This is a genomic window from Bradyrhizobium sp. CCBAU 11434 (assembly GCF_028128895.1).
GTDB classification, from domain to species: domain Bacteria; phylum Pseudomonadota; class Alphaproteobacteria; order Rhizobiales; family Xanthobacteraceae; genus Bradyrhizobium; species Bradyrhizobium zhengyangense.
This window is the reverse complement of the sequence record NZ_LBJX01000103.1, coordinates 596,958-621,037: the sequence shown is the minus strand read 5'-3', so window position 1 is coordinate 621,037 and position 24,080 is coordinate 596,958. Positions and strand designations below refer to the sequence as shown.

General features: G+C 64.8%; 28 protein-coding genes. 15 read left to right on the top strand and 13 right to left on the bottom strand.

Going from position 1 to position 24,080, the window contains the following annotated elements:
* Window positions 1-99 precede the first annotated feature (99 nt).
* Together XI06_RS43095 and XI06_RS43090 are read right to left on the bottom strand one after the other, a co-directional pair.
* Complete coding sequence (locus tag XI06_RS43095) at window positions 100-363, bottom strand: hypothetical protein (protein WP_237859947.1); 264 nt, start codon at window positions 361-363, stop codon at window positions 100-102.
* A 139-nt stretch (window positions 364-502) separates the two neighbouring features.
* Window positions 503-1,309, bottom strand: a complete 807-nt coding sequence (locus XI06_RS43090; RefSeq protein WP_237859944.1) for a creatininase family protein — start codon at window positions 1,307-1,309, stop codon at window positions 503-505.
* A gap of 139 nt (window positions 1,310-1,448) precedes the next feature.
* Between XI06_RS43090 and XI06_RS43085 the strand changes: the two genes are divergently transcribed.
* The 7 genes from XI06_RS43085 to XI06_RS43055 all read left to right on the top strand — a co-directional run bounded on the left by XI06_RS43085 (window position 1,449) and on the right by XI06_RS43055 (window position 7,645).
* Window positions 1,449-2,471, top strand: a complete 1,023-nt coding sequence (locus tag XI06_RS43085) for an ABC transporter substrate-binding protein (RefSeq protein ID WP_237859940.1) — start codon at window positions 1,449-1,451, stop codon at window positions 2,469-2,471.
* 11 nt (window positions 2,472-2,482) lie between these two features.
* Window positions 2,483-3,313, top strand: a complete 831-nt coding sequence (locus XI06_RS43080) for an ABC transporter ATP-binding protein (RefSeq protein ID WP_237859938.1) — start codon at window positions 2,483-2,485, stop codon at window positions 3,311-3,313.
* Entirely contained in the window at window positions 3,310-4,128 is an 819-nt protein-coding gene (locus tag XI06_RS43075) for an ABC transporter permease (protein WP_237859937.1), read from the top strand. Before XI06_RS43080 ends, XI06_RS43075 begins: the two co-directional genes overlap by 4 nt.
* Window positions 4,128-5,117 carry a 2-hydroxyacid dehydrogenase gene (locus tag XI06_RS43070; RefSeq protein ID WP_237859935.1) on the top strand — a complete coding sequence of 330 codons (990 nt, stop codon included), beginning with the start codon at window positions 4,128-4,130 and terminating at the stop codon, window positions 5,115-5,117. The genes XI06_RS43075 and XI06_RS43070 overlap by 1 nt, the downstream gene beginning before the upstream one ends.
* Complete coding sequence (locus XI06_RS43065; RefSeq protein ID WP_237859933.1) at window positions 5,117-5,809, top strand: protease inhibitor Inh/omp19 family protein; 693 nt, start codon at window positions 5,117-5,119, stop codon at window positions 5,807-5,809. The genes XI06_RS43070 and XI06_RS43065 overlap by 1 nt, the downstream gene beginning before the upstream one ends.
* A gap of 125 nt (window positions 5,810-5,934) precedes the next feature.
* Window positions 5,935-6,342, top strand: coding sequence for a YciI family protein (locus tag XI06_RS43060; RefSeq protein WP_237859931.1), 408 nt, complete (start codon window positions 5,935-5,937; stop codon window positions 6,340-6,342).
* A gap of 31 nt (window positions 6,343-6,373) precedes the next feature.
* On the top strand, window positions 6,374-7,645 hold the full coding sequence (locus tag XI06_RS43055; RefSeq protein WP_237859929.1) for an RNA polymerase sigma factor: 1,272 nt from the start codon (window positions 6,374-6,376) through the stop codon (window positions 7,643-7,645).
* 133 nt (window positions 7,646-7,778) lie between these two features.
* Here XI06_RS43055 and XI06_RS43050 read toward each other — a convergent pair whose 3' ends face one another.
* Complete coding sequence (locus XI06_RS43050; protein ID WP_271608059.1) at window positions 7,779-9,179, bottom strand: peptidoglycan-binding protein; 1,401 nt, start codon at window positions 9,177-9,179, stop codon at window positions 7,779-7,781.
* A gap of 259 nt (window positions 9,180-9,438) precedes the next feature.
* On the opposite strand from XI06_RS43050, the gene XI06_RS43045 reads away from it, so the two are divergent.
* The 3 genes from XI06_RS43045 to XI06_RS43035 all read left to right on the top strand — a co-directional run bounded on the left by XI06_RS43045 (window position 9,439) and on the right by XI06_RS43035 (window position 10,677).
* Window positions 9,439-9,813 (top strand): hypothetical protein, encoded by a 375-nt coding sequence (locus XI06_RS43045; RefSeq protein ID WP_237859927.1) that lies wholly within the window; start codon window positions 9,439-9,441, stop codon window positions 9,811-9,813.
* Between the two features lie 95 nt (window positions 9,814-9,908).
* Window positions 9,909-10,229: a hypothetical protein gene (locus XI06_RS43040; protein ID WP_271608058.1), complete on the top strand. Its 321-nt coding sequence runs from the start codon at window positions 9,909-9,911 to the stop codon at window positions 10,227-10,229.
* A gap of 142 nt (window positions 10,230-10,371) precedes the next feature.
* Window positions 10,372-10,677: a hypothetical protein gene (locus XI06_RS43035; RefSeq protein WP_237859923.1), complete on the top strand. Its 306-nt coding sequence runs from the start codon at window positions 10,372-10,374 to the stop codon at window positions 10,675-10,677.
* A gap of 77 nt (window positions 10,678-10,754) precedes the next feature.
* Here the strand turns inward: XI06_RS43035 and XI06_RS43030 are convergent, their stop codons facing one another.
* Complete coding sequence (locus XI06_RS43030; RefSeq protein WP_271608057.1) at window positions 10,755-10,886, bottom strand: hypothetical protein; 132 nt, start codon at window positions 10,884-10,886, stop codon at window positions 10,755-10,757.
* Window positions 10,887-11,025: 139 nt separating this feature from the next.
* On the opposite strand from XI06_RS43030, the gene XI06_RS43025 reads away from it, so the two are divergent.
* Window positions 11,026-11,430 carry a VOC family protein gene (locus tag XI06_RS43025; RefSeq protein ID WP_237859921.1) on the top strand — a complete coding sequence of 135 codons (405 nt, stop codon included), beginning with the start codon at window positions 11,026-11,028 and terminating at the stop codon, window positions 11,428-11,430.
* A 25-nt stretch (window positions 11,431-11,455) separates the two neighbouring features.
* Here XI06_RS43025 and XI06_RS43020 read toward each other — a convergent pair whose 3' ends face one another.
* On the bottom strand, window positions 11,456-11,593 hold the full coding sequence (locus XI06_RS43020) for a bestrophin-like domain (protein ID WP_237859919.1): 138 nt from the start codon (window positions 11,591-11,593) through the stop codon (window positions 11,456-11,458).
* Between the two features lie 22 nt (window positions 11,594-11,615).
* Window positions 11,616-12,329: a RadC family protein gene (gene radC, locus XI06_RS43015; RefSeq protein WP_271608056.1), complete on the bottom strand. Its 714-nt coding sequence runs from the start codon at window positions 12,327-12,329 to the stop codon at window positions 11,616-11,618.
* 236 nt (window positions 12,330-12,565) lie between these two features.
* On the opposite strand from radC, the gene XI06_RS43010 reads away from it, so the two are divergent.
* From XI06_RS43010 to XI06_RS43000, 3 genes are all read left to right on the top strand, one after another.
* Window positions 12,566-13,810 carry a serine hydrolase domain-containing protein gene (locus XI06_RS43010; RefSeq protein ID WP_271608055.1) on the top strand — a complete coding sequence of 415 codons (1,245 nt, stop codon included), beginning with the start codon at window positions 12,566-12,568 and terminating at the stop codon, window positions 13,808-13,810.
* A gap of 100 nt (window positions 13,811-13,910) precedes the next feature.
* Window positions 13,911-14,351: an antibiotic biosynthesis monooxygenase family protein gene (locus XI06_RS43005; RefSeq protein WP_237859913.1), complete on the top strand. Its 441-nt coding sequence runs from the start codon at window positions 13,911-13,913 to the stop codon at window positions 14,349-14,351.
* Window positions 14,352-14,413: 62 nt separating this feature from the next.
* Window positions 14,414-15,334: a sigma-70 family RNA polymerase sigma factor gene (locus XI06_RS43000; protein WP_271608054.1), complete on the top strand. Its 921-nt coding sequence runs from the start codon at window positions 14,414-14,416 to the stop codon at window positions 15,332-15,334.
* Window positions 15,335-15,352: 18 nt separating this feature from the next.
* Here XI06_RS43000 and map read toward each other — a convergent pair whose 3' ends face one another.
* Both map and XI06_RS42990 read right to left on the bottom strand, forming a co-directional pair.
* On the bottom strand, window positions 15,353-16,171 hold the full coding sequence (gene map, locus XI06_RS42995; RefSeq protein WP_237859911.1) for a type I methionyl aminopeptidase: 819 nt from the start codon (window positions 16,169-16,171) through the stop codon (window positions 15,353-15,355).
* Window positions 16,172-16,292: 121 nt separating this feature from the next.
* Complete coding sequence (locus XI06_RS42990) at window positions 16,293-17,609, bottom strand: mechanosensitive ion channel family protein (RefSeq protein WP_237859909.1); 1,317 nt, start codon at window positions 17,607-17,609, stop codon at window positions 16,293-16,295.
* Window positions 17,610-17,820: 211 nt separating this feature from the next.
* Here XI06_RS42990 and XI06_RS42985 point away from each other — a divergent pair, with 211 nt between their 5' ends.
* Window positions 17,821-19,614 carry a potassium/proton antiporter gene (locus XI06_RS42985; RefSeq protein WP_237859907.1) on the top strand — a complete coding sequence of 598 codons (1,794 nt, stop codon included), beginning with the start codon at window positions 17,821-17,823 and terminating at the stop codon, window positions 19,612-19,614.
* Window positions 19,615-19,781: 167 nt separating this feature from the next.
* Here XI06_RS42985 and modC read toward each other — a convergent pair whose 3' ends face one another.
* The 5 genes from modC to mepA form a co-directional block, all read right to left on the bottom strand.
* On the bottom strand, window positions 19,782-20,444 hold the full coding sequence (gene modC / locus XI06_RS42980) for a molybdenum ABC transporter ATP-binding protein (protein ID WP_271608053.1): 663 nt from the start codon (window positions 20,442-20,444) through the stop codon (window positions 19,782-19,784).
* A gap of 2 nt (window positions 20,445-20,446) precedes the next feature.
* Complete coding sequence (gene modB / locus XI06_RS42975) at window positions 20,447-21,142, bottom strand: molybdate ABC transporter permease subunit (protein WP_271608052.1); 696 nt, start codon at window positions 21,140-21,142, stop codon at window positions 20,447-20,449.
* 6 nt (window positions 21,143-21,148) lie between these two features.
* On the bottom strand, window positions 21,149-21,928 hold the full coding sequence (gene modA, locus XI06_RS42970; RefSeq protein WP_237859899.1) for a molybdate ABC transporter substrate-binding protein: 780 nt from the start codon (window positions 21,926-21,928) through the stop codon (window positions 21,149-21,151).
* 191 nt (window positions 21,929-22,119) lie between these two features.
* Entirely contained in the window at window positions 22,120-22,626 is a 507-nt protein-coding gene (locus tag XI06_RS42965) for a hypothetical protein (protein ID WP_237890823.1), read from the bottom strand.
* A 237-nt stretch (window positions 22,627-22,863) separates the two neighbouring features.
* Window positions 22,864-23,808, bottom strand: coding sequence for a penicillin-insensitive murein endopeptidase (mepA, locus tag XI06_RS42960; protein ID WP_237859895.1), 945 nt, complete (start codon window positions 23,806-23,808; stop codon window positions 22,864-22,866).
* Window positions 23,809-24,080: the final 272 nt, after the last annotated feature.

Genomic DNA, 24,080 nt, shown 5'->3' with positions numbered 1-24,080 from the left:
CGGGGGGACAGCCGGGCGGGGTCGGGGGCACGACACGGGGTGGATGAGGCGCCCGTGTCGGACGCAGGATCCACGTAAGATTGGCCTCAAATACTCAGATCAGTAGCAAGTACGAACGCGGCCGACGTACTGGCCGAAGGCGTTGTACTGGGCGACCCAGCCGCAGCGGTGATAGCCGTAGTAATAGGGTTCGTTGCTGGCGGCGATCGCGGTGCCGACGATGGCGGCAGTGGCGATGCCGGCGCCGACACCCCAGCCCCAGCCGAGCGGCTTGGCCTGAGCGGTCGAGGTCGTTGACGCGACACCAGCGGTGACGGTGAGGGCTGCGAGAGCGACGGCGGCAATCTTGGTCTTGATCGACATGTGAAATTCCATCCGGGTTGAGGCGGTCCGTTGTGGTCCGCGTGCCCAATTGGACGAAGGCTTGCCGGATCAGGTTCGAGCGCGCGCGCCGCGACTCGCCGCTCCGGCTCTTTCTCGAACGATTTCAGGTGGATGAGAGCTAGCCGAGGGGACCCTTGGCGAGCCTGTTCACGTCGAAGTTATCGACCTCAGTCAGCAGCTCGCAAAAGGCGCGTGCGCCCTGGTCGAGCAGCTGCTCGCCCTTCGCCGGCACCGCCAGCGTCGCATTGCCGATCGCGCCGCTCGGGTGCAGATCCTGCGCCTGCCAGGCAAAGGGCGCGGGCCGCTGCGTCGAGAGCCAGCGATATTGTTGCTCCATCGCGATGCTGCTCGCGGGAAAATCCGCGATCGCGTTGGCGCGCACCTGGTCGGGATAGCGCGCCAGCATGATCGAGGTCTCGACCGCACCACCATGAATGCCGTGGCGCACTTCATCTGATGGGAACAGCTTGTCCGCAGCCGACAGCCGCGACCACGACGTCGTCACCACGAACAGCTTTTGATGCGCACGAAGATCCTGCGCCACCAGCATCATCGCCGCGCTGTTGCCGCCGTGGCTGGTGATGATGACGAGCTTTTTCACGCCGCGTCGTGCGATGTCCTCGCCGATTCCCGTCCAGCGCCTCAGCGCCACCTCGGTCGGCAGCGTCTGCGTGCCCGGATAGTCGATATGCTCGGTGGAGATGCCGACGGGTTCAACGGGCAGGAACGTCACCGGAAGAGACTCGGGCAGCAGCTCGTGCACGCGCGCCAGATAGGCCTCGCCGATCAGCACGTCAGTCTCGTATGGCAGATGCGGGCCGTGCTGCTCGGTCGCCGCCAGCGGCAGCACCGCGATCCAGCGCGACGCTTCCGTCGGACCAATGTCGGTCCAGCGGATCTCGGTCCAGTCGCGGGAAGGCGTCATCAAGGTTTCTTTGCCCGAATTTGTCACGTAGTTTGGGGTTATCAGGGGACGCGGGCCCGGCCGGCTCGCGTCCCCTGATGTGTTGCGGTTCTATCGTGTTGTTGTCACATCGGCTAGAAGCGATCGACGGAGTGCATTCATGAGCCCCTCTCATCTGCGGCGAGCGTTAATGGCGGGCTTGCTGGCCTCTGTGGTATCGATCCTGCCGGCGCGCAGCGAGACCCTGGACAAGGTCACCTTCGGCACCAATTGGGTCGCCGAGGCCGAGCATGGCGGCTTCTTCCAGGCGGTCGCAGACGGCACCTACAAGAAGTACGGGCTCGATGTCAGCATCGTGCCGGGCGGGCCGAACGAGAACAACCGGATGCTGTTGGTCGCCGGCAAGATCGATTTCTTCATGGCTGCGAACACGCTGATGTCGTTCGACGCGGTCGCCAACAACGTTCCCGTGGTGACGATCGCCGCGATGTTCCAGAAGGACCCGCAGGTGCTGCTGTCGCAGCCCGACGCGAAGGTCGCCAAGCTTGAGGACCTCAAGCCGCTGACGCTGTTCGTTTCCAAGGAGGGCATGTCCAGCTATTTCCAGTGGCTCAAGTCCGAATACGGCTTCAGCGAGAAGAACGTCCGCCCCTATAATTTCAATCCGCAGCCCTTCATCGCCAATCCCAAGAGCGCGATGCAGGGCTACGTTACATCAGAGCCCTTCGCGGTCGAGAAAGCCGGCGGCTTCAAGCCCAACGTCATCCTGCTCGCCGATGCAGGCTTCAACACCTATTCGACGCTGATCGAGACCCGCCGCGACATCGTCGAGAAGAAGCCGGACCTGGTGCAGCGCTTCGTCGATGCCTCGATCGTCGGCTGGTACAATTACATCTATGGCGACAATTCCGCCGGCAATGCCATGATCAAGAAGCTCAATCCTGAAATGACCGACGATCTGCTCGCCTATTCCGTCGCCAAGATGAAGGAGTACGGCATCGTCGATTCCGGCGACAGCGTGAAGGGCGGCATCGGCGCGATGAGCGACGAGCGCTACACGTCCTTCTTCAACAAGATGGTGAAGGCCGGCGTGGTGAAGGGCGATCTCGACTTCCGCAAGTCCTACACGTTGCGCTTCGTCAACAAGGGCGTCGGCGTCGAGCTGCGCCCCGCCAAGCCGTAACGCCAGCGTTGATGTCGTCAGCCAAGCCTTCATCCACGGTCGAGGCCAGCCTGACGGCGCTTGCCGTCAGCCTGCGCGGCGTGACGAAGGTCTACGACACCGGCGTCATGGCGCTCGGTCCGCTCGATCTCGCGGTCCGCAAAGGCGAGTTCATCTCGCTGCTCGGGCCCTCGGGCTGCGGCAAATCGACGGCGCTGCGGCTGATTGCAGGGCTCAGCCAAGCATCATCGGGCACAGTGCGGGTGTCGCGCCACGAGGGCGAGGTGCAAATTGGCCATATTCGTCAAGGTCATGGCATCGGCTTCGTGTTCCAGGAGCCGACCCTGATGCCGTGGAGTAGCGTGCGCGAGAACGTGCGGCTGCCGCTGAAGCTTGGCGGCATCGCGAAGGCCGAAGGGCGGGCACGCGCCGATGCGGCGCTCGCGAGCGTCGGGCTTGCCGACTTCGCCGATGCGTTTCCGCGCGAATTGTCCGGCGGCATGAAGATGCGGGTCTCGCTCGCCCGCGCGCTCGTCACCGATCCTGACATCCTGCTCATGGATGAGCCGTTCGCCGCGCTCGACGAAATCACGCGCTTCCGCCTCAACAACGATCTGCTGGCGCTGTGGCGCAGCCTTGGCAAGACCGTCATCTTCGTCACCCATTCGGTGTTCGAATCCGTCTACCTGTCGCAGCGCGTCGTGGTCATGACGGCGCGGCCCGGCCGCATCCAGGCCGATATCCGCATCGAAACGGTCGAGCCGCGCGGCGAGGAGTTTCGCACCTCGGCGGCGTACTCGGATTATTGCCGGCGCGTCTCGGCCGCGCTCGCGCCGTCTTATTCAGGGCAGTCGACGCTGTGAACGCGCAAGCCCCGGTCCCCGCAAAGCCGTCGGGCGCGCAAAGCGCGGTGCGCTTCGTGCTGCCCATCATCGTGTTCGCGGCGGGCCTTGCCGTCTGGGAGCTCGTGGTTCGCATCAGGGAGATTCCGCCTTACGTGTTGCCGGCGCCGTCAGCGATCTTCCTGACGCTGATCAAGGACTGGGCGGTGTTGTCACAATCGCTCGCCGCCACGCTGCTGACGACGCTGGAAGGTTTTGTCGCCGCAAGCATCGGCGGCATCGCGCTGGCGCTGTTGTTCAACCAGTCGAAATGGGTGGAATATTCGCTGTTCCCCTATGCCGTCGTGCTGCAGGTGACGCCTGTCATCGCGATCGCGCCGCTGCTGCTGATCTATCTGGAGCAGCAGACTGCCGTCGTCGTCTGCGCCTTCATCGTCGCCTTCTTCCCGGTGCTGTCCAACACCACGCTCGGGCTCAATTCGGTTGACCGCAATCTCGCCGGCCTGTTCCAGCTTTATGGCGCATCCAAGCCCCAAACCCTGCGTTTCCTGAAACTGCCCGCAGCATTGCCCTATATTTTGGGCGGCCTGCGCATCGCTGGCGGCTTGTCGTTGATCGGCGCCGTCGTCGCCGAGATCGCTGCGGGAACGGCGGGTGCCGGCTCGGGCCTTGCCTACAGGATCGCCGAGTCGGGCTATCGCTTGAACATACCCCGCATGTTCGCAGCGCTGCTGTTGTTGTCGCTGGCCGGGATTGTCATCTATGGGGTGCTGGCGCTAATTTCCCACCTCGTTTTACGGCGCTGGCATGAGAGCGCGCTTGGAAAGGAAAACTGATGTCTACCGGTTCGATTTCGTCCGACAAGATCGATCTTTTGATCTATGGGCCGGCGCGGCCGATCCTCGAGAACGGGTTTTCCGATCATTTCGTCGTGCACAAGGCCGAGACGCGCGGTGACCTCGAGCGGCTGACGCCGGCGATCCGCGACAAGATCCGCGGCGTCGCCGTGACCTATCACACCGTCCGCGCCGACAAGGATTCGCTGTCGCAGCTGCCCAAGATCGAGATGGTGGCGAGCTTCGGCGTCGGCTACGACCATATCGACGCCAAATACGCGGCCGAGCACAACATCATCGTCACCAACACGCCCGACGTGCTGACCGAGGAAGTCGCCGACGTCGCGATGGGCCTTCTGATCTCCACTGTGCGCGAATTCATCAAGGCCGATCGCTATGTGCGCTCGGGTCTCTGGCAGACGCAGAACTATCCGCTCAGCGTCGGCTCGCTGCGCGACCGCAAGGTCGGCATCGTCGGCATGGGCCGGATCGGGCAGGCCATCGCGCGCCGGCTCGATGCCTCGCTGGTGCCGGTGGTCTATCACTCCCGCAATCCGTCCAAGGACGTCTCCTACAAGCACTACCCTGACCTGATCGAAATGGCGAAGGCCGTGGACACGCTTGTCGTGATCGTGCCCGGCGGCGCTGCTACCGACAAGATGATCAATGCGGAGGTGCTGAAGGCGCTCGGCCCGCGCGGCGTGCTGGTCAACGTCGCCCGCGGTTCCGTCGTCGACGAGCAGGCACTGGTCCAGGCGCTGAAATCAGGCACCATCCTCGCCGCCGGTCTCGATGTATTTGCCGCCGAGCCGAACGTGCCTGACGAGCTCAAGGCCATGCAGAACGTCGTGTTGCTGCCGCATATCGGTTCGGCCTCGGTGGTGACGCGCAACGCCATGGACCAGCTCGTGGTCGACAACCTCAAATCATGGTTCTCCGGCAAGCCGCCGCTGACGCCGGTGGCCGAGACGCCGTTCAAGGGGCGCTGATGCAAATTCTCAGGGTCGTTGCATTCGCCGTCGCGGCCGGCATGGCCGCGATCGGCATCGCGCATGCGCAGGACGCGACGACCCTGAAAAAGGAGATGGTCGGGCAGTGGGAGCTCTCGACCACCGAACGCAGCAAGACCTGCGTCGTCACGATGAAGGGCGACGCCGCGGGACAGGGGTTCAAGCTCGAGCTTGAGCCGGCCTGCAAGGCCGCGCTGCCCTTCACCAAGGACATCGTCGCCTGGAGCGTCAAGGGCCTGGATATCGTCCGCTTGCAGGATGCATCAGGTGAATCCGTGATCGACTTCACCGAGGTCGAGGCCGGTATCTTCGAAGGGCTCCGACAGGGCGAGGGCGTCTACATCCTGCAGGACCTCGCTGCCGCCCGCTCCATGGCCAAGTCGATGGACCAGATGATCGGCGACTGGGCGATGGTCCGGGGCAATGGCCAGCCGATCTGCGGGATAACGCTGACCAACACGGAAGCCGACCAGGACAATTTCCAGGTTTTCCTCAAGCCGAAATGCGACGCGGCCATCACCCAGTTCAATCCGACGCAATGGCGGCTCGAGCGCGGCCAGATCATCCTGATGTCGAAATCAGGCGAGGTCTGGCAGTTCGAGGCCGACGACAATGCACAATGGCGGCGGGTTCCCGATACGGCCGACCCCTTGATCATGCTGCGCCAATAGGGGCCCGTCCGGTCCCGCAATTTTTCTGGGGCTCATGTCGATCCGGCACCGGCTGGATCGTCATCTGGATAGCGAGCTGATCGCGCGGCCGGCCCGGCCGTGTCTCGCCTTATCAGGAGTTTTGCATGCGGTTCATGTACATCGTCACCTCCAGTCAGCCCATGAAAGGCCCGAGCCCCGCGCTGATGGAGGCCATGCAGAAAATATCCGAGCGGGAAATCAAGGCCGGCCGGATGATCGACAATGGCGGGCTGATGCCGCTTGCGACCGGCGCCCGCGTGCGCATCGTCGACGGCGAGCTCAGCGTGATCGATGGCCCTTTTATCGAGGCCAAGGAAGTGATCGGCGGCTACGCCATTTTCGAGCTGCGCGACAAGGCGGAGGCCCTGGCCATGGCCAAGGAATTCATGCAGCTGCACCTCGATCACATGCCGGGCTGGGACGGGACCTGCGAATTGCGGGCGTTCGCCACGCCGGGCGTGGACGGGGCCTGCGAGGTTGATGCCAAATCGGCCGTAGCCGCTCACGCCTGATGGCCACCTGCGCGCCACCCGGTCGGCGGCGATGACGGCCGCCGACATCGATCAAGCCGTCCGTGCCACGATTCACGCAACCTGGCGCATCGTGCAGCCGCGGCTGATCGCGACGCTGTCGCGGATGTTGCGCGACGTGCCGCTTGCTGAAGAGCTGACCCAGGACGCGCTGGTGGCGGCGCTGGAAGCGTGGCCCGCCACCGGTGTCCCGGATAATCCCGGCGCCTGGCTGATGACGACCGCGAGGCGCCGTGCGCTCGATCATCTGCGCCGCGGCAGGATGCTGAGCGACAAGCACGACATGCTGGCGCGGGACATGTTGCAGGAGCAGGGGATCGTGCCCGATTTCGATGCCGCGCTCGACGACGACATCGGCGATGAGTTGCTGCGGCTGATCTTCACGGCTTGTCATCCGATCCTGTCGCGCGAGGCGCGCGCGGCACTGGCGCTGCGCATGATCTGCGGCTTGACCACGTCCGAGATCGCGCGCGCCTATCTCGTGCCCGAAGCCACCATCTCCCAGCGTATCCTTCGCGCCAAGCGGTCGCTGTCGAATTCCGGTCTCGCCTATGAGACGCCATCAGGTGAGGCTCTCTCGGAGCGTCTCGCCTCGGTGCTCGAGGTCGTCTACCTGATCTTCAACGAGGGCTATCTCGCGGCGCATGGCGAGGAATGGCTGCGTCCGCAGCTCTGCGACGAGGCGCTGCGCATGGGGCGGGTGCTCGCGGGTCTCGCCCCGGACGAGCCGGAGGTGCACGGCCTTGTCGCCCTGATGGATTTGAATGCCTCGCGGGCCCGTGCGCGGACCGATGCGAACGGTGATCCCGTTCTGCTGATGGATCAGGATCGCGCGCTCTGGGACTGGTTGCAGATCCGCAGCGGCCTGCATTCGCTCGAACGCGCCGGCGACCTCGGAGGCGCCGGTGGATTCTACGCGCTCCAGGCCGCGATTGCGGCGTGCCACGCCAGAGCGGAGACTGCCGCAGCGACCAACTGGCAGCGCATTGCACAGCTTTACGCCGAGCTGGCACTGCTGGTGCGCTCGCCGATCATTGAGCTCAACCGTGCGGTTGCGGTCGGCATGGCCGAGGGGCCGCAAGCCGGCCTCGACCTGCTGGACGCAGTCGCTGGCGAGCCGGCGCTGGCGACCTATCATCATCTGCCGGCGGTTCGCGGCGACCTGCTGCAAAAGCTTGGACGGCTCGCAGAAGCGCGGCAGGCTTTCGAAGCCGCCGCGCATCTTGCGACCAACGGACGCGAGCGTGTGCTGATGCGGCGCCGCGCCGCCGCCCTCGACGCTTAGACTATCCAGAGCATGATCCGGAAAAGTGCGCAGCGGTTTTCCCTCGCGACAAACGCGGAACGCGTTTGCGCGGAGATCATGCTTGAACAACAACCCAAAGCGCGACGACGATTCATCCCAATCTCATCGCGCTTCAGGTCGTCACCTTGGGCGGCGGCGCGGTGCCCTGGGCCCATTTCTCCATCTTGCCGAGCACGCCCCACGCGGTCAGCGCGAGCGAGATCGGGAGCGCGAATTGGCTCAGGCCCGGCACCGCACTCGCGATCGTTCCCAACAGCCCCGCAAGACCTCCCGCATTGGGGCTTGCGGTCACCGCGGAAAGCAGCGCGGTGATGAGCGAGCCGCCGATACCGAGCGCCGTCTTCTTGCCGTCGAGCATCTTGCCGATGGTCTCGCCAAGCGCACCGTTGACCTGGCCGAGCACGGGCTTGCCGTCCTTGTTGAGAAGGGTGCTCAGCAGGTCGACGATCGGTTTCAGTTGATCGGCAGGTGCGGGTGCAGGGGCGCCTGGTGTGGTTGGTCCAGTCGTCGGGACTGCGTTGTTGGCGAGAGCCAGAAGCCGTTCGAGCAGGCCGATCGGATCGTTGGCCACTGTCGTCCCTCCGGATATGACATTTCCTGACGTCGTGCCTCCCTTGGTCGCGCCTCCGCCTTGCAGCAATTGCCCAAGACTCTCCAGGCGCGACAGGATCTGGGACAGATCGACGGTGGGCATCTGGACCGGTTGTATCCCTGCGCGCGTGACGGCTGCGATCGTGGTCCCGTCGAGCAAGCCGGTGTCCTGCAGGCCGTTCTGCTGCTGGAACAGCGAAACCGCCGCCTTGGTCTTCGGTCCGCTGATACCGTCTTCGACCAGGGGCGGCTTGGCGCCGAGCCTGTTGAGGGTCTGCTGCATCAGCAGCACCGACGACGTCTCGTCCTCGTCGGGCTCGGAATGCGGGGCAATGGACGGGCTGTCGTCGAAATTGATCGAGGAATCCTGCGACATCATCGCGTGCAGGATGACCGCGGTGCCGAGCTGGGAATCGATATGGTTGGGATCGAAAACGTGGTCGGCCACGAATTTGCCGGCCCTCGCCTCGGGCTGCCCGTACAGGGTCGAGCCGCCGTAGAGGTAAGGCGAGTTGACGCCCTTGGCGTGATAGCCAAGGCCGTTGAAGCATTCGAGCCGGTACAGGGTGCGCGCGATGCACCAGTCCTGCGCGCCGACGAAGTTCTGGATCCTCAGCGCATCCACGGCGCCTTCGACAAACGAGGCGAACGGGCCGCGCCCTTTCGGAACGAGGCTTGTCACGCGATGCAGCGACTCGCCGTTGCCGAGATAGGTATCGAAATCGAAATTGGATTCGCGATAGTGGCAGAGCGCGACGAAGCACCAGGGCACGCCGGTCAGCCGCTCGACCTGCTGGTAGGTCGCCTTGCCGCCGATGGCCTTGCGTGCCGTTGCCTTGGCCTCGGCAAGGCGTGCGGGCCGGATCTGGAGATTGGCCCAGTTGCTCTCATACCCGCTCTTCAGGCTCTCGTATGACACCATTTCCTGCTCCCGCGAGTTGATGAAATATCGGTTCGTTGTGCAAATCAGGCGTGAGCCGCGTGCTGCCGTCGGGCGGGCACGTCCTCTGGGTGTGGTTCGGCAAATGTGGCAGGCCATCGCCGGAGTGCGTGTGAAATGACTTACAGATGCGGCGCGAAAGGTTGCGGTCAAAGGACGCAATCGTCCCCACACGCAACGCGGGAACCGGCCGAGCGGCCGTCCGTTAGCAATCAGGATGGTCCAGCTCGAGAATCTAGCAATGGCCAAGCGAATCCTTGCGATCGGCATCGAACCCGGCAGTGCGGATTACAGCGCCTTTCCGCAGCTCACGCCCGCGCTCGTGCGCAACTATATCGAAGCGCAGCTCCTGCGCCTGCGCGGCCTCGGCTACGAGGTCACAAGCTGTCTGATTGATCTCGATGCGACCGCTGAAGCTGCGGTGACGGCGGCGCTGCGCGACGAGCGCTTCGACTGCGTCGTCATCGGCGCGGGCCTGCGCGAGCCGAAGGAGCGGCTACGGCTGTTCGAGAAAGTGCTCAACCTCGTCCATCAGCTGGCGCCGCAGGCTGCGATCTGCTTCAACACGACGCCCGCCGACACCGCCGAAGCCGTGCAGCGCTGGGTCGATCCGTGATCGCGGCAAGCGCCTCTTTCCGGTGGTGCGCGGATCATGTTGCATGATAGGATTCATACAACCATTCCTAGAGCATAATTTTGCCGGATCCTGCGATGCTCAGAGCCGTCGTCATCGTCGTTGTCGCCCTTGCGTTGTCCGCCTGCGATGTCGTCGCCGTCGTGAAGGACGGCATGCGTCAGGCCGCGGCGGTCGAAGGCGATCTCGAGCAGTTGACCGGCGTCAAGCCGCAGGTCGGCTTTAACTGGCACAATGGACGCCTCACATCGGTGACCATCCTGTTTCCGAAGCTTTATGACACCAAGCCCCTGGGTGATCTCGCCGGCCTCGTGCGCGCGGCGGTAATCAAGGAATTCAAGCAGACACCGGACGCGATCGTGCTCTCATTTACACTCGACAAAGGGCCCTCGATCTGAGGCGGTGCAAAGGTCGTCAATGGGTGTCGCGACAGGCAGGCGCTTTGGCGCGAGGATCGGGGGTGTGCCGGATCCAGGCGAAATTTCTGGCCCGGGATCGCTTCAAACGCTATGACTGACCCGATCAAATGGAGGATTCGGAATGCTTCGACGCCTTGGAATTGCAGTATGTTTCTCGGTTGCGATGGCCGTCCCGGTCCATGACGCGATGGCGCAGGACGCCGTCGGCGGCGCCATCATCGGCGGCGTGGGCGGGGCGATTGTGGGCGGCGCGCTTGGCGGTGGCCGCGGTGCGGCCATCGGTGCCGTCGTCGGCGCCGGCACCGGAGCCGCAATCGCCGCCGAAGGCGAACGCCGCCGCTCCGGCTATTATGCCTATCAGCGCGGCTGCTACATGCAGCGCCGGGACGGCCGTTACGTCCCGGTCGATCCCAGGTACTGCTACTGAGGCGATCTCGCGCCGGCGCTGTCTCGCACGCGCCGGCTTGCCATGTCTGATCTGATCGTTGTGTCTGATCGCGCTGCTTAAGCGGCGCTGGCCCGTGTGACTGCGTCGCCAAGCACGGCATTGGTGTAGGCCTTGCCGCCGATGCCCCACAGGCCGTCCACCGCATAGAACCATGTTGACGACAATCCGCTTGCGCGGCTTGCGACCATATCACGATCGTTATATAACGATCGTGATTGCGATCGCACGGCGCGGGCGAGGCCGTCAATAAAGAGGCCGCGCGCGCGTGATCGCGGCTGCCGGCCGTTGCTTCCGCCGCCAGGGCAATTCAAGCGAGGAGTGCGAGATATGCGCCTGTCGAACTATCTCTTTTTCACGACCCAGTGTGAACCGGCGCTTGCCTTCTACGCGGCGTGCGGTCTCGGCAACGTCACCGAGATCATGCGTCATGGCCAGCCCGGCATGCCGCTCCGGAATCCCGCGATGCGGGGCAAGATCATGCACGCGAAGTTCGAAGGCCCCGGCATCTGTTTCTATGCATCGGACAACGACGACGCCGAGCCGATGCGCGGCTCCGCTCATATCCTGATCATGGATGATCAGGAGGCAACCACAGATCTGTTCGCGCGTCTTGCCGAGGGCGGCACGATCACCACGCCGCTCGGCATCCAGCCCTGGGGTGACTATTACGGCAAGCTCACCGATCGCTTCGGTGTGCAATGGATGTTGAACTGCGCGTTGGCGCGCGCTTAGGGCGAGAGCCTGGCGCCCGTCGCAATCAATTTCGTGCCGCCGGCGCTTCCGGCATGATCTGTCGCAGCGGCTCCGGCGAGATCGATATCTGGCCGGTGAACGGACGGTCGTGTGCCGCGATCAGCAGCACCGAGGTGGCGACGCCGGTCGCGAACAGGCCCATCGCGATCGCCGATCCCAGATCTTCAGATCAGCCGCATTCCGCGCAAGCTCGCATGCCCGCTCTTGCCGACGATGATGTGGTCGTGCACCGAAATCCCGAGCGGCTTGGCGATCTCGATGATTGCCTTGGTCATCTGGATGTCGGCTTGCGATGGCGAGGGGTCGCCGCTGGGATGATTGTGCACCAAAATCAGCGCAGTCGCCGACAGCTCCAGTGCGCGCTTGATCACCTCGCGCGGATAGACCGGGGTGTGGTCGACCGTGCCGGTCTGCTGCACCTCGTCGGCGATGAGCTGGTTGCGCTTGTCGAGAAAGAGCAGGCGAAACTGCTCCTTGTCGGCGAAGGCCATGCTGGTGCGGCAATAGGCGATCACCTCGTTCCAGGACGATAGCGCGTTGCGGCTGTTGACCTCGCCCTTGGCGACGCGATGCGCGGCCGCCGCGATCAGCTTGAGCTGGTTGATCGCGGCCTCGCCGACGCCGTCGACCTCGCGCAGCCGTGCCACCGGCGCATGCACGACCTCGGCGAATGAGCCGAACACCTTGATCAGCGTCTTCGCCAAGGGCTTGGTGTCGCGTCGCGGCAGCGCCGGAAACAGCGCCATCTCCAACAGCTCATAGTCGCTGAGCGCGTCCGCGCCGGCGCTGTAGAAGCGCTCGCGCAGCCGCTCGCGATGGCCGAGATAGTGCGGCGTGTCGTCGGGCTTGCTCTTGTCGGCGTCGGTCTTGGCGGGCATCGCGCGCCAGCATTGCCGCGGATCATCGCTTTTGCAACCGTCAATTGCGGCGGTTTCGGCCGCGCGTGGCGAAGAGAGGTCCTTTCGCGGCCGGTGATAGGCGCCGCACGCGCTTCACAAAAAAATTCGACTTCACCGTTTCCAGCCGGCCGGCCCATTCGTCTTGCTATCTGTGAGCTCCCCATATTCCGCGCGCCCTCCGGCGGGCAGGTCGAGCTCCTGATGGAGATCAATCGATGTGGCCGTTCCGAAGTCTTTCACGCCGCACAGTTCTTGCGCGGAGTGCCGTCGCGACCCTTGCCGTGGCCGCGCCGACCCTCAGCCGGCCTGCGAAATCAGAGACCGACGAACGCAAGGCTCGCCTCGACCGGGTGATCGATCGCGCCATAGCCGCGCGGCGCATCGTCGGCAGCGTCGTCTTGGTGATGCGGGATGGCGACTTCGTCTATCGCCGTGCTGCTGGTTTTGCGGATCGCGAGGCCGCGTCGCCGATGCGCGAGGACGCCATGTTCCGCCTTGCCTCACTGTCGAAGCCGATCGTCTCGGCCGCCGCCATGACGCTGGTCGAGCGCGGCGTGCTGGATCCGCAGGACCCCGTCACCAAATGGCTGCCGGATTTCCGGCCGCAGACCGCGGATGGAAGAATCCCGGAGATCACCATCCATCATCTGCTCACTCATACCGCCGGCCTCTCCTATGGATTCCTGCAGCCGCCTGATAGCCCCTATCAGCGTGCCGGAATCTCCGACGGCCTCGACCGGTCCGACATCACGCTCGACGAGGAGATCCGCCGTATCGCCGCCGCGCCGCTGCTCTACCAGCCGGGCACGCGATGGGGCTATTCGCTCGCGACCGACGTGCTCGGCGCCGTCATCGCGAAGGCGACCGGCGAGCCCCTGCCGGACGCTGTCCGCCGCCTGGTCACGACGCCGCTTGCGATGCGTGACACGACCTTCGTCGTCGAGGACGGAGCGCGGCTCGCGGTGCCCTACGTCGACGGCAAGCCGGAGCCGGCGCGGATGGCAGACCCGCATCTTGTGCCCTTCCGGGGCCCCGGGATCATTCATGCCTCGCCCTCGCGCGCGCTCGATCATCAGGCCTTTCCGTCGGGCGGCGCCGGCCTTGTCAGCACGGCCGGCGATTATGCCCGCCTTGCCGAGGCGCTCCGCCTCGGTGGCGCGCCGGTCCTGAAAGCGTCGACGGTACAGCGGATGACGACCAGCCGGATCGGCGAACTGACGCCGACGGGACTTCCCGCCTGGGGTTTTGGCTACGGGGCTTTCGTGCTGAAGGACAGCGCATTGGCGAAATCGCCGCAAGGGGCGGGAACATGGACCTTCAACTGCGCCTATGGCCAGAGCTTTTTCGTCGATCCCGTCGCAAGGCTGACCGTCATCGCCTTCACCAATACCGGGCTTGAAGGCGGTTTTGGTGCTTTCCCGGTCGAAATTCGTGACGCGGTCTATGGGCAGGGCAGCTGAGCGAAAAAATCTGCACCGACCGTTTCCTTTTCACCTCCCGTTCGTCTCAGCGGTATGGGCCTCGCCGAGCGGCCAGAACAATCTTCGAAGGAGAACCTCGATGCCAGAGATCAAAACCAGGCCATCGCGACGAGTCGTCGTTGCCACCGGCCTTGGTGCCGGCGCACTGCTCGCCGCCCAGATCGTCCCGTCCCACAGCCAGACCAGGAGTTCCAACATGGAAGCCACCATCCGCACCGGCAGCGACATCACCACCCTCGTCAACGTCTTCACGGTCGAGCCTGACAACCAGCAGAAGCTGGTCCAGCTCCTGAAAGAGGGCACGGAGACTTTCTTCAGCAAGCAGCCCGGCTTTATCTCGTCCAGCGTGCACGCCGGCAAGGAGGGCGGCCGCGCCATCAACTATTCGCAGTGGCGGAACGCCGAGGATATCGAGAATTTCCGCAAGGATCCGAAATTCGCGCCTTACATCCAGCGCCTCGCCGCGATTGCGAAGGCCGAGACCATCCTGTGCGAGGTCGTCGAGGTCAATCACGCCTGACCTGCGTGTGGCGCTGCGATCTCGGTTGACGTATCACGCGTACGGATGACGGGAGGCCTGGCTTGGCAGACGATGTGACCGGCAATGGTGCGGGGGCGGTCCGACAAACCGCCCTTCAGGCTCTCGAACGCCTTGCAGTGGAGATGCGGCCGCAGCTGCATCGTTACTGCGCGCGCATGACGGGCTCCGTTATCGACGGCGAGGACGTGCTTCAGGAGGCGCTGCTCAAGGCGTTCGAGGCCGCACCGCGGACCGAGCCGCTGGACAATCCGGAAGGCTGGCTGTTCCGCATCGCCCATAATTCGGCGCTGGATTTCCTGCGCCGGCGCGCCCGCTACAACGCTGCTCACGCCGATGAAGATCTGGACATGATCCCCGCTTTGACCAGCCCCGTGACCGAACGCGAGACCGTCACCGCGAGCCTCGGGACCTTCATGCGCCTGCCGGTGGCGCAGCGCAGCGCGGTCATCCTGCGCGACGTGCTCGGATATTCCGTCGACGAGGTCTGCAGCATCATGTGCGGGAGCGTTGCGGCCACCAAGGGCGCACTGCAACGCGGCCGCGTTCGCCTGCGTGAACTCGCGGCGGAGCCCGACGACGTCAGGCCTCCTGAACTCGAGACCGCCGAACGCGCCCGCCTGACACACTATGTCGAGCGCTTCAACGCGCGCGATTTCGAGTCCTTGCGCGACATGCTGGCCGACGATGTGCGGCTGGAGATGGTCAACCGGACGCGCCGGGCCGGCCGCCGCGACGTCAGCGAATATTTCGGGCGCTATGCCGAGACCAGCCCCTGGCATTGCGTCCCGGGCTTCGTCGATCGGCGCCCTGCGATCATCATGTTCGATCCGCAGGATCCCTCAGGTCCGCCGCGCTACTTCGTCCTCCTCGATTGGGAAAACGGCAGCATCGTCAACATCAGGGATTTTCTGTTCGCGCATTACGCAATCGAAGGCGCAGAGCTGTTCACGCTGGACCGATGAAGTCGAGGTGGAAGCAGATCAGCCGATCTGCTTCTCGCCATGCCGCTCCGAGAGCGTGAAGATCTCGACGCCTGTGGCGGTGACGCCGACCGAGTGCTCGAACTGCGCCGACAGCGAGCGGTCGCGCGTCACAGCGGTCCAGCCGTCGGACAGGATCTTCACATGCGGCTTGCCGAGATTGATCATCGGCTCGATGGTGAAGAACATGCCGGGCTTGAGCTGCACGCCTTCGCCGGGCCGGCCGATATGGATGATGTTCGGCTCGTCGTGGAACATGCGGCCGAGACCATGGCCGCAGAAATCGCGCACCACGCTCATGCCCTGCGGCTCGACGAAGCTCTGGATAGCGTGGCCGATGTCGCCGGTGGTGGCGCCGGGCTTCACGGCGGCGATGCCGCGCATCATCGCTTCATAGGTCACTTCGATCAGCCGCTCGGCCTTGCGCGCGATCGGGCCGACCGCATACATCCGGCTGGAATCGCCGTACCAGCCGTCGACGATGAAGGTGACGTCGATATTGACGATGTCGCCTTCCTTCAGCGGACGGTCGCCGGGCATGCCGTGGCAGACCACGTGGTTGAGCGAGGTGCAGGTTGAATAGCGATAGCCGCGATACATCAGCGTCGCCGGATAGGCGCCGTGGCTGAAGGCGAAGTCGCGCACGAACTCGTCGATACGGTCGGTCGGCACGCCCGGGCCGACGATGTCGGTGAGCTCGTCGAGGCACTTCGCCACCAGAGCACCCGCCTTGCGCATGCCGGCAAAGGCGGCCGGCCCATGCAGCTTGATCTGTCCGGTCTTGCGCAGGGAGGTATCGGTGGCTTCGACGTAGCTCATGCGGGCTGGTTCTTCTGGCTCGGGCCCGTTACGGGCGGAAAGGCTTGATTTCAGGCCCTAATTTAATGATTGCGGGCCTTGGTGCAAGCTTGGCTTACCCGCCATGCGCCCGAAAGCAGGCTCAATTCGGGACTTCTACGGTGGTTTCGACCGGCAGCGCCCCGCCGCGGACGCGGATTTCGCGGACGGGGTAGGGAACCCGGATGCCCTCGCGCTTGAAGGCATCCCACAGCGCCAGCATCACGTCGCTCTTGACGGCATCCATGCCGTCGGGGTCCGCAAGCCAGAGCGTCAGCGAGAACTTCATGCCGGCCTCCGCGAATTCGGTCAGCAGGCAGTTCGGCGGCTTGCCCTTTTGCGCGCGCGGATGGGCGGAGGCGGTCTCGATCGCGAGCCTGCAGACCAGCTTGGGGTCGGCGTCGTAATTGGTGCCGAAGGTGATCTTCACCAGCGTGTTCTTGTCGGTATAGGTCCAGTTGACGACCTTCTGCGTCACGAGGTCCTCGTTCGGCACCAGGAATTCGCGGCCGTCGCCGGCGGCGACGGAAATATAGCGCGTCTTCATCGCGCTGATGCGGCCGGTATTGTCGCCGATGGTGACGAGGTCCCCCGGCTTCACCGATTTGTCGGCGAGCAGGATGATGCCGGAGATGAAGTTGGCGACGATCTTCTGCAGGCCGATACCGATACCGACACCGACCGCGCCGGAGAACACCGCAAGCGCCGAGAGGTCGATGCCGACAGTGCCGAGCGCGATCACGATCGCGACCGCAAGCAGCCCGATGCGGATGATCTTGATCAGCAGCACCTGGACCGATGGCGTCAGATCGGTCGTCGAGTTGATCTTGCTCTCGGCGAAATTGCTGGCGATGTTGGTGAGCCAGAGCGCGAAAATCAGCAGTGCGCCGGCCTTGAGCAGCAAGAGCGGCGTCAGCCTGAGTCCGCCGAGCACGATGGCGTAGGAGTCGAGCAGGTCGACCGTGCTGTCGAGCTGGCCGAGGATGGACAGCGCGGCGACGAACCAGGCCACGATCGACACCAGTCTGACGAAGAAGGCATTGCGCAGCACCGAGGTGACGAGCCGGATCGCGAGCCAGGCGAGCCCCAGCTTGGCGGCGACCATCAGGAGATAGGAGCGGCTCGGCCAGGTCGCGTGATACATCACCACCCGCGAGATGATCACCAGCAGCGTGAACACCGCCGTCGAGGCGCTCGAGACCATCACGCGGGCGAAGTGCCGGAGCGGCAGCGGCCAGCGGTTCGCCACCGAGCTCATGTCGACGCGGTTGTGAACGCCGGCGTCCGCCGCATAGGCGATCCCGGCCGCCGCCAGGATCAGCCCGAATTGCAGGTAGAACCAGGGCGAGGAGATCTCCGCTCCGACGCTGCGCGCAGTCGTCTGCACGAACTCCATGAGGTCTTTGAGGTCCATGTCCATTTGGTGGTCTCGGGGAAGCGGTCGGGCGGGTTTGATTCGAAGGCGCTGCAGAATCCCACAAAGGCTGCAGCCGAGCCATCGATACACCGTGAAGTGAAGCGCGTTAAGGCCGCAAAATACGGGCAGATTGCCGCGAGCAGCGAAAATGGGTTGGCGCAGGAGTGTGGCGACGATAAGGATGCAATTCCAGCGATTTGTACCCGGAAGGTGGATGGCCTCCCTCGACTCTTTCAGCATCGCCATTCTGCTCGGCGCCGTCCTCGTCATGGCCGGCATCCTGTCGAGCCTGCTCGCGCTGCGCTTCGGTGCGCCGCTGCTGCTTGTCTTCCTCGCGATCGGCATGCTGGCGGGTGATGCAGGTCCCGGCCAGCTCCAGTTCAACGATGTCGGCACCACCTATCTGGTCGGATCGGTGGCGCTCGCGCTGATCCTGTTCGACGGCGGGTTGAAGACGCGCTTTGCCAGCATCCGCACCGTGCTCGCACCCTCCGTGGTGCTCGCGACCGTCGGCGTGCTGCTCACCGCGTTGATCACGGCGCCGTTTGCGAAATACGCGCTCGACCTCAACTGGACGGAGTCGCTGCTGGTCGGCGCGGTGGTGGCCTCGACCGACGCGGCCGCGGTGTTCCTGCTGGTGCACACCCAGGGGCTGCGCCTGCGCCCGCGCGTCGGCGCGACACTGGAGGCGGAATCCGGCACCAACGATCCCTTCGCGATCTTCCTGACGCTCATGCTGGTCGAATACATCTCGCTGGGGTCGAGCAGCCCAGGCCATGTGGTGATGGAGTTTGTCCAGGAGGCGTTGCTCGGCGCCGTCGTCGGCGTGATAGGCGGACGCCTCGTCGTCATCGGGCTCAACAAGGTCGCGCTGCCGCAGGGCCTGCACGCCCCGTTCGTGACCACGGCTGCGCTCGTCATCTTCGGCGGCTCGCAAATCATGCACGCCTCGGGATTCCTTGCCGTCTATCTCGCCGGCATCATCATCGGCAACCGGCCGACACGCGCGCACAATTCGGTGGTGGCGTTCCTGGATGCCGCGACCTGGCTGGCGCAGATCGTGATGTTCGTGTTGCTGGGCCTGTTGGTGTCGCCGAGCCGGCTGGGCTCCAGCGTGCTGCCGGCGATTGCCGTCTCGCTGGTGCTGATGCTGGTGGCGCGGCCGATCGCGGTGTTCGTGTGCCTTGCGCCATTCCGCTTCAACTGGCGCGAAAAGATATTCATCGCCTGGACGGGCCTGCGCGGCGCGGTCGCGATTTTCCTGGCGTCGATCCCGATGCTGGTCGGCCTGTCCAAGGCCTATCTCTATTTCGACGTCGCCTTCGTCGTCGTGATCATCTCGCTGCTGCTGCAGGGCTGGACGCTGGCGCCCGCCGCGCGCAAGCTGCACGTGGCGCTGCCGCGCGCCGAGCGCGGGCCGCGTCGTGTCGAGCTGGATCTGCCGGGCCAGCTCGAGCAGCAGCTCGTCGGCTATCCGGTGCGACCGAAGAGCCTGTATTTCCGCCGCGGCCTGATTCCATCCTGGTCGAAGCCGACGCTGGTGATCCGCAACGAGCACATCCTCACGCCCGCGGAAGCCGAGCCGGTCGCGCCCGGCGACTACATCTACCTGCTGGCGCCGCCAGAGAAGGCCGAGGCGCTCGACCGCTTCTTCGTCGACATGCAGCCGAGCACGGCGCCCGATCCGCATCTGCTCGGCGACTTCGTGGTCTCGGGCGAGCACACGCTCGCCGAGCTCGCCGAGATCTACGGCGTGAAGGTGACCGAGGACGAGGGCAAGCTCACGCTTGCCGATTATTTCGACGTCCATCTCGACCGCGCGCCGAAGGAAGGCGCGGAGCTGCCGCTCGACGAGATCGTGCTGGTCGCACGCAGCATCTCCGGCGGCCGTGTCAATGTCGTCGGCCTGCGCCTGCCGGAAGACGACGAGACGCCGGCGCCACTGACGCGGCGGCAGGCGCTGCGGAAGAAGCTCGCGGAGATCTGGTCGTCGGTGGCGGGGGTTTAGGCCGCTCTCGTTTTTGGCGAACCGCTTCCACACCCTCGCTGTCATTGTCCGCGAAGGCGGGCAATCCAGTATTCCAGAGGCCGTGCTGGGACACGGAGAGGCCGCGGCGTACTGGATGCCCCGGTCAAGCCGGGGCATGACAGCGGTGAGTGGGGCTGCTAGTGCCTCTACGTCAGCACCTTCACCCCGCCGAATGACGTCACGCGGCCCTGTCTCAGCATCACGATCTGCGTCGCGAGCTGGCGCAGTTCGGCGACGTCGTGGCTGACATAGACCATGGGGATATTGGCTTCGTCCCGCAGCCGCACCAGGTACGGCAAAATCTCGAGCTTGCGGGCCTCGTCGAGCGCGCCGAGCGGCTCGTCGAGCAGCAACAGGCGTGGCTTTGACAACAGCGCGCGGCCGAGCGCCACGCGCTGGCGCTCGCCGCCGGAGAGTTTTCCGGGACGACGGTCGAGCAGCGCGCCGATGTCGAGCAGCTCGATCACGCGCGTGTGCTGGGCAGCATCGGGCGCGAGGCGGTTCATCCGCCTTCCATAGTCAAGATTTTGCGCGACGTTGAGATGCGGAAACAGCCGCGCATCTTGGAAGACGTAGCCGATGCGGCGGCGCCAGGTCGGCACATGAATGCCGGCCGCGGTGTCGTCAACCGTCTCGCCGTCGATGACGATGGTGCCGCGGTCGGGCCGCAAGAGGCCGGCGATCATGTTGATCAGTGAGGTCTTGCCGGCGCCGGACGCGCCGAACAGGCCGGTGACGCGACCCTCGCCGGCGAAGGTCGCGTGCAGCGAGAACTCGCCAAGCTGCTTTTCGACGTCGACACGCAGCATGGTCAATTCCCGTGCAGGCGCGCGGTGGCGCGGCGGGCGAACCATTCGGCGCCGATGAGCGCGCCGAGCGCGAGCACGATCGAGACGATGACAAGGCGGCCCGCCGCCGCATCGCCATCAGGCGTCTGGATCAGCGAATAGATCGCCGACGAGATCGTCTGGGTCTCGCCGGGAATGTTGGAGACGAAGGTGATGGTGGCGCCGAACTCGCCGATCGCCTTGGCAAAGCCGAGCACCATGCCGGCGAGCACGCCGGGCAGCGCCAGCGGCAGCGTCACCGTGAAGAACACTTTGAACGGCGCGGCGCCGAGCGTCTCGGCGGCCTGCTCGAGCTTGCGGTCGATCGCCTCGATCGACAGCCGCATCGGCCGCACCAGCAGCGGAAACGACATCACGCCGCAGGCGAGTGCTGCTCCAGTCCAACGGAAGGCGAAGACGATGCCGAGATGATCGGCGAGGAAGGCGCCGACAAGGCCGCGACGGCCGAAGGTGAGCAGCAGCAGGTAGCCGGTGACGACAGGCGGCAGCACCAGAGGCAGATGCACGATCGCATCGAGCACCGACTTGCCCCAAAAATCCCTGCGGGCGAGCAACCACGCCAAGGCAATGCCGAATGGCGTTGCCACCAGCGTCGCGATGATTGCGACCCTGAGCGAGAGCAGGATCGCCGTCCATTCAGCGGGAGAAATGTCGTGCACGAAAAATCAGGTCGTCGGGCTGATCAGGAATTTAAAGCCGTATTTTTCAAGAATGGTCTTGGCCGCCGACGTCCGCAGGAAGGCGAGATAGTCGTTCGTCTCCTGCTTCGCGGTGGTGGTTGCCGCGACGGGATAGATGATCGCGGGATGCGAATCCGCCGGGAAGGTGCCGACGATCTTCACGCCGGGCTCGACCTTGGCGTCGGTGGAATAGACGATGCCGAGATTGGCTTCGCCGCGGGCCACCAGCGTCAGCGCGGCGCGCACGCTCTCGGCCATGGCGAATTTCGGCTCAGCGGCCTGCCAGGCCCCCAGCTTCTCCAGCGCGGCCTTGGCGTATTTCCCGACTGGCACGGATTTCACATCGCCGGTCGCGATCCTGCCGTCGCCGGCGAGTTTTGCGAGGTCGAAGCCTTGCGCGATGGTGACGTTGTCGATCTTGGAATCCTTCGGCGCGATCAGCACGATGCTGTTGCCGAGCAGGTTGACCCTGGAAGCCTCGTTGATGGTCTTCCTGGAGGCGGCGTAGTCCATCCAGTCGGTGTCGGCGGAGACGAATACATCGGCCGGCGCGCCTTGCTCGATCTGCTTGGCCAGCACGGAGCTTGCGGCATAGCTGACACTGAACTTGATGCCGGTCTTGGCGGTGTAGGCGGCGTCGATTTCGTCGAGCGCGTTCTTCATCGAGGCGGCAGCGAAGACCGTGATGGTCTTGTCCTCGGCGCTCGCAGGCGCGAGGCTCGCGAGCATGACGAAGGCGGTGAAAAGTCCGGCGATACGATACATGGATGGCGCTCCGTGCGAGCCCGCGCGCGCAAACGTACGCGCAATTCTGGCGTTGGGTGGATGAGGCGACGGGCGGAAGCGCTGTTCCCGCGTCCCCGCAACGGCTTACGGCCGGCGGGGATATCGCAGCTCTCGAAGATAGCAGGTGAAGGCCTCACGTCAAAGCCGACGGTTTGTCTGACCAGACCCGCTTATTGGGCGGCCGGCAGGATCGAAATCGACAGCGAATTGTCCTTGGCGCCGCTGATCTGGAGCACGAACGGCTTGTCCGACAGCTCGTATTTCATGGTCTTGCGGATGCCGTCGCAATCGGTCGCGCCGCTAAAGGCCACAGGCTTGAGGAAATGCCCGTCCTGGACCAGATCGACCCAGGCGCCCGAGGACAGGCTGATCGCGTAGAGCCCGGCTTTCGCCGCCTTGATGCCGGTGAAGCCGGCAAAGGTGCCATCCTTCGGCGCGCGCTCGGGCGGCGAGGGCAGCTTTGCGTCCTGCGGCGCGACCAGCCCCAGCGTGACCGCCGAGGACGGCACCGCCGCCTGCTCGGCTCCCGAGGCGAGCTTGGCACGGTCAGGTGCGGTCAGTGCGGCCCGGTCGCGCTCGATCGGCCATTTGAACTTGTCGCAGCCGCTGGGCTCCTCCGCGGCGAAGGCGGAGGTCGCGCCGATCGAGAGCACGGCAAGGAGAGTGAGGACGCGCATGGCAAATTCTCATCGTTGGCCACGCGTGGGCGCGGCTTGCGGTCAGGTTTTGTCGGAGGCGGGATGCGCATCCCGAAAATGCCGCGGACTTACGGCCGCGCGGCGAGTGCCGATATTAGCGCATTTGAATGGTGCGTACCAACCAACTCATCGTCATCCCGGATCTGCGCGCGCCTGCGGCGCGCTTGTCCGGGACGACGGCGGCGGGTGAGGCGGGACGTTGCCTCCCCACACGCCCTACGGCTTCGCATCGGCCGCGTGCAGCACGGCTTTGCAGGCCGCCGGCATCTGCGCCAGCGTCATCGGCGGTTTCGGCTTCGGCGGCTCCGGCGGCGGCTTGGGGTGCAGCACGCCCTCGCTGAACCAAAACGCGAAGTCGGAGGGCTTGCAGCCCTCGTCCTCGGATTGCGACGGCTGGCCGTGGCAGTCGCTGGCGCCCGCCGGGCAGCGCATGCGGATGTGGAAATGATAGTCGTGGCCCCACCACGGCCGGATCTTCGACAGCCAGGAGCGGTCGCCCTTGGCCTCGCGGCACAGCGCCTTCTTGATTGCGGGATTGACGAAGATGCGCTGCACCGCCGGCTCCTGCGCGGCATCGCGCAGCACCAGCACATGGGCGGGCGTGAACACTTTCGGATCGATGTCGAGGCGATCCTCGCGCACCATCATCACCGCGGACATCTCCTCGCGCTCCTCGCGCGAGAGACGGTGGTCCGGCATCGGCGTCAGCCAGATGTCGGCGTCCAGCCCGATCTGATGGCTGGCATGACCCGACAATGCCGGGCCGCCGCGCGGCTGGCCGATGTCGCCGACCAGAATGCCCGGCCAGCCCGCATCCTTGTGCGCCTTGGCGGCCAGGCGCTTGATCAGCGCGATCATATCAGGGTGGCCGTAGTTCCGATTGCGCGACAGCCGCATCACCTGCCAGGTGTCGCCGTTGAGCGGCATCTGCTCGGCGCCGCCGATGCAGCCCTTCACATAAGAGCCGATCACGTGCGCCGGCCCTTTCGAGGGCAGCAGCTTTCGCGCGAACAGCTCCTTGGCGCCGATCTTGGGATCGTTGGGATTGGCAAGCGGCGGCAGCGGCTTCGGGTTCACGCTGCCCTTGTCCTGGGCCAGCGCGCCGTTGGCGGCCAGGAGCGTCATCACAAGCAGGAGAGGGGCGATGCGGCGGGGACTCATGCTGCATCCTTATAACCCAACGCGGAGCCGATGCCGCATGCGGCGACGCGCCCAACACGACATTTAATTTTCCAATCGGATCATCCCAAAGTCGCATGCCGGGCCGTTCTTTAACGGTGCGATAACGCTATCCTGCATTGACCAAAATTCGTGCGCGGAGCGAGATGCATTTGCGTCCCTGCATGCAAGCAGGGTCTGTTCCGGAATTGATTCATGGAGACTGCGCGTTTTTGCAGCTCGGCTCTCGCCGATGGCGAGGCGGAAGCAGGTTC

Bases quoted from the DNA above. Each gene is read 5' to 3' on its own strand.
- XI06_RS43095 (WP_237859947.1), bottom strand. From the start codon at position 363: ATGTCGATCAAGACCAAGATTGCCGCCGTCGCTCTCGCAGCCCTCACC.
- XI06_RS43090 (WP_237859944.1), bottom strand. From the start codon at position 1,309: ATGACGCCTTCCCGCGACTGGACCGAGATCCGCTGGACCGACATTGGT.
- XI06_RS43085 (WP_237859940.1), top strand. From the start codon at position 1,449: ATGAGCCCCTCTCATCTGCGGCGAGCGTTAATGGCGGGCTTGCTGGCC.
- XI06_RS43080 (WP_237859938.1), top strand. From the start codon at position 2,483: ATGTCGTCAGCCAAGCCTTCATCCACGGTCGAGGCCAGCCTGACGGCG.
- XI06_RS43070 (WP_237859935.1), top strand. From the start codon at position 4,128: ATGTCTACCGGTTCGATTTCGTCCGACAAGATCGATCTTTTGATCTAT.
- XI06_RS43065 (WP_237859933.1), top strand. From the start codon at position 5,117: ATGCAAATTCTCAGGGTCGTTGCATTCGCCGTCGCGGCCGGCATGGCC.
- XI06_RS43060 (WP_237859931.1), top strand. From the start codon at position 5,935: ATGCGGTTCATGTACATCGTCACCTCCAGTCAGCCCATGAAAGGCCCG.
- XI06_RS43055 (WP_237859929.1), top strand. From the start codon at position 6,374: ATGACGGCCGCCGACATCGATCAAGCCGTCCGTGCCACGATTCACGCA.
- XI06_RS43050 (WP_271608059.1), bottom strand. From the start codon at position 9,179: ATGGTGTCATACGAGAGCCTGAAGAGCGGGTATGAGAGCAACTGGGCC.
- XI06_RS43045 (WP_237859927.1), top strand. From the start codon at position 9,439: ATGGCCAAGCGAATCCTTGCGATCGGCATCGAACCCGGCAGTGCGGAT.
- XI06_RS43040 (WP_271608058.1), top strand. From the start codon at position 9,909: ATGCTCAGAGCCGTCGTCATCGTCGTTGTCGCCCTTGCGTTGTCCGCC.
- XI06_RS43035 (WP_237859923.1), top strand. From the start codon at position 10,372: ATGCTTCGACGCCTTGGAATTGCAGTATGTTTCTCGGTTGCGATGGCC.
- XI06_RS43030 (WP_271608057.1), bottom strand. From the start codon at position 10,886: ATGGTCGCAAGCCGCGCAAGCGGATTGTCGTCAACATGGTTCTATGCG.
- XI06_RS43025 (WP_237859921.1), top strand. From the start codon at position 11,026: ATGCGCCTGTCGAACTATCTCTTTTTCACGACCCAGTGTGAACCGGCG.
- XI06_RS43020 (WP_237859919.1), bottom strand. From the start codon at position 11,593: ATGGGCCTGTTCGCGACCGGCGTCGCCACCTCGGTGCTGCTGATCGCG.
- radC (WP_271608056.1), bottom strand. From the start codon at position 12,329: ATGCCCGCCAAGACCGACGCCGACAAGAGCAAGCCCGACGACACGCCG.
- XI06_RS43010 (WP_271608055.1), top strand. From the start codon at position 12,566: ATGTGGCCGTTCCGAAGTCTTTCACGCCGCACAGTTCTTGCGCGGAGT.
- XI06_RS43005 (WP_237859913.1), top strand. From the start codon at position 13,911: ATGCCAGAGATCAAAACCAGGCCATCGCGACGAGTCGTCGTTGCCACC.
- map (WP_237859911.1), bottom strand. From the start codon at position 16,171: ATGAGCTACGTCGAAGCCACCGATACCTCCCTGCGCAAGACCGGACAG.
- XI06_RS42990 (WP_237859909.1), bottom strand. From the start codon at position 17,609: ATGGACATGGACCTCAAAGACCTCATGGAGTTCGTGCAGACGACTGCG.
- XI06_RS42985 (WP_237859907.1), top strand. From the start codon at position 17,821: ATGGCCTCCCTCGACTCTTTCAGCATCGCCATTCTGCTCGGCGCCGTC.
- modC (WP_271608053.1), bottom strand. From the start codon at position 20,444: ATGCTGCGTGTCGACGTCGAAAAGCAGCTTGGCGAGTTCTCGCTGCAC.
- modA (WP_237859899.1), bottom strand. From the start codon at position 21,928: ATGTATCGTATCGCCGGACTTTTCACCGCCTTCGTCATGCTCGCGAGC.
- XI06_RS42965 (WP_237890823.1), bottom strand. From the start codon at position 22,626: ATGCGCGTCCTCACTCTCCTTGCCGTGCTCTCGATCGGCGCGACCTCC.
- mepA (WP_237859895.1), bottom strand. From the start codon at position 23,808: ATGAGTCCCCGCCGCATCGCCCCTCTCCTGCTTGTGATGACGCTCCTG.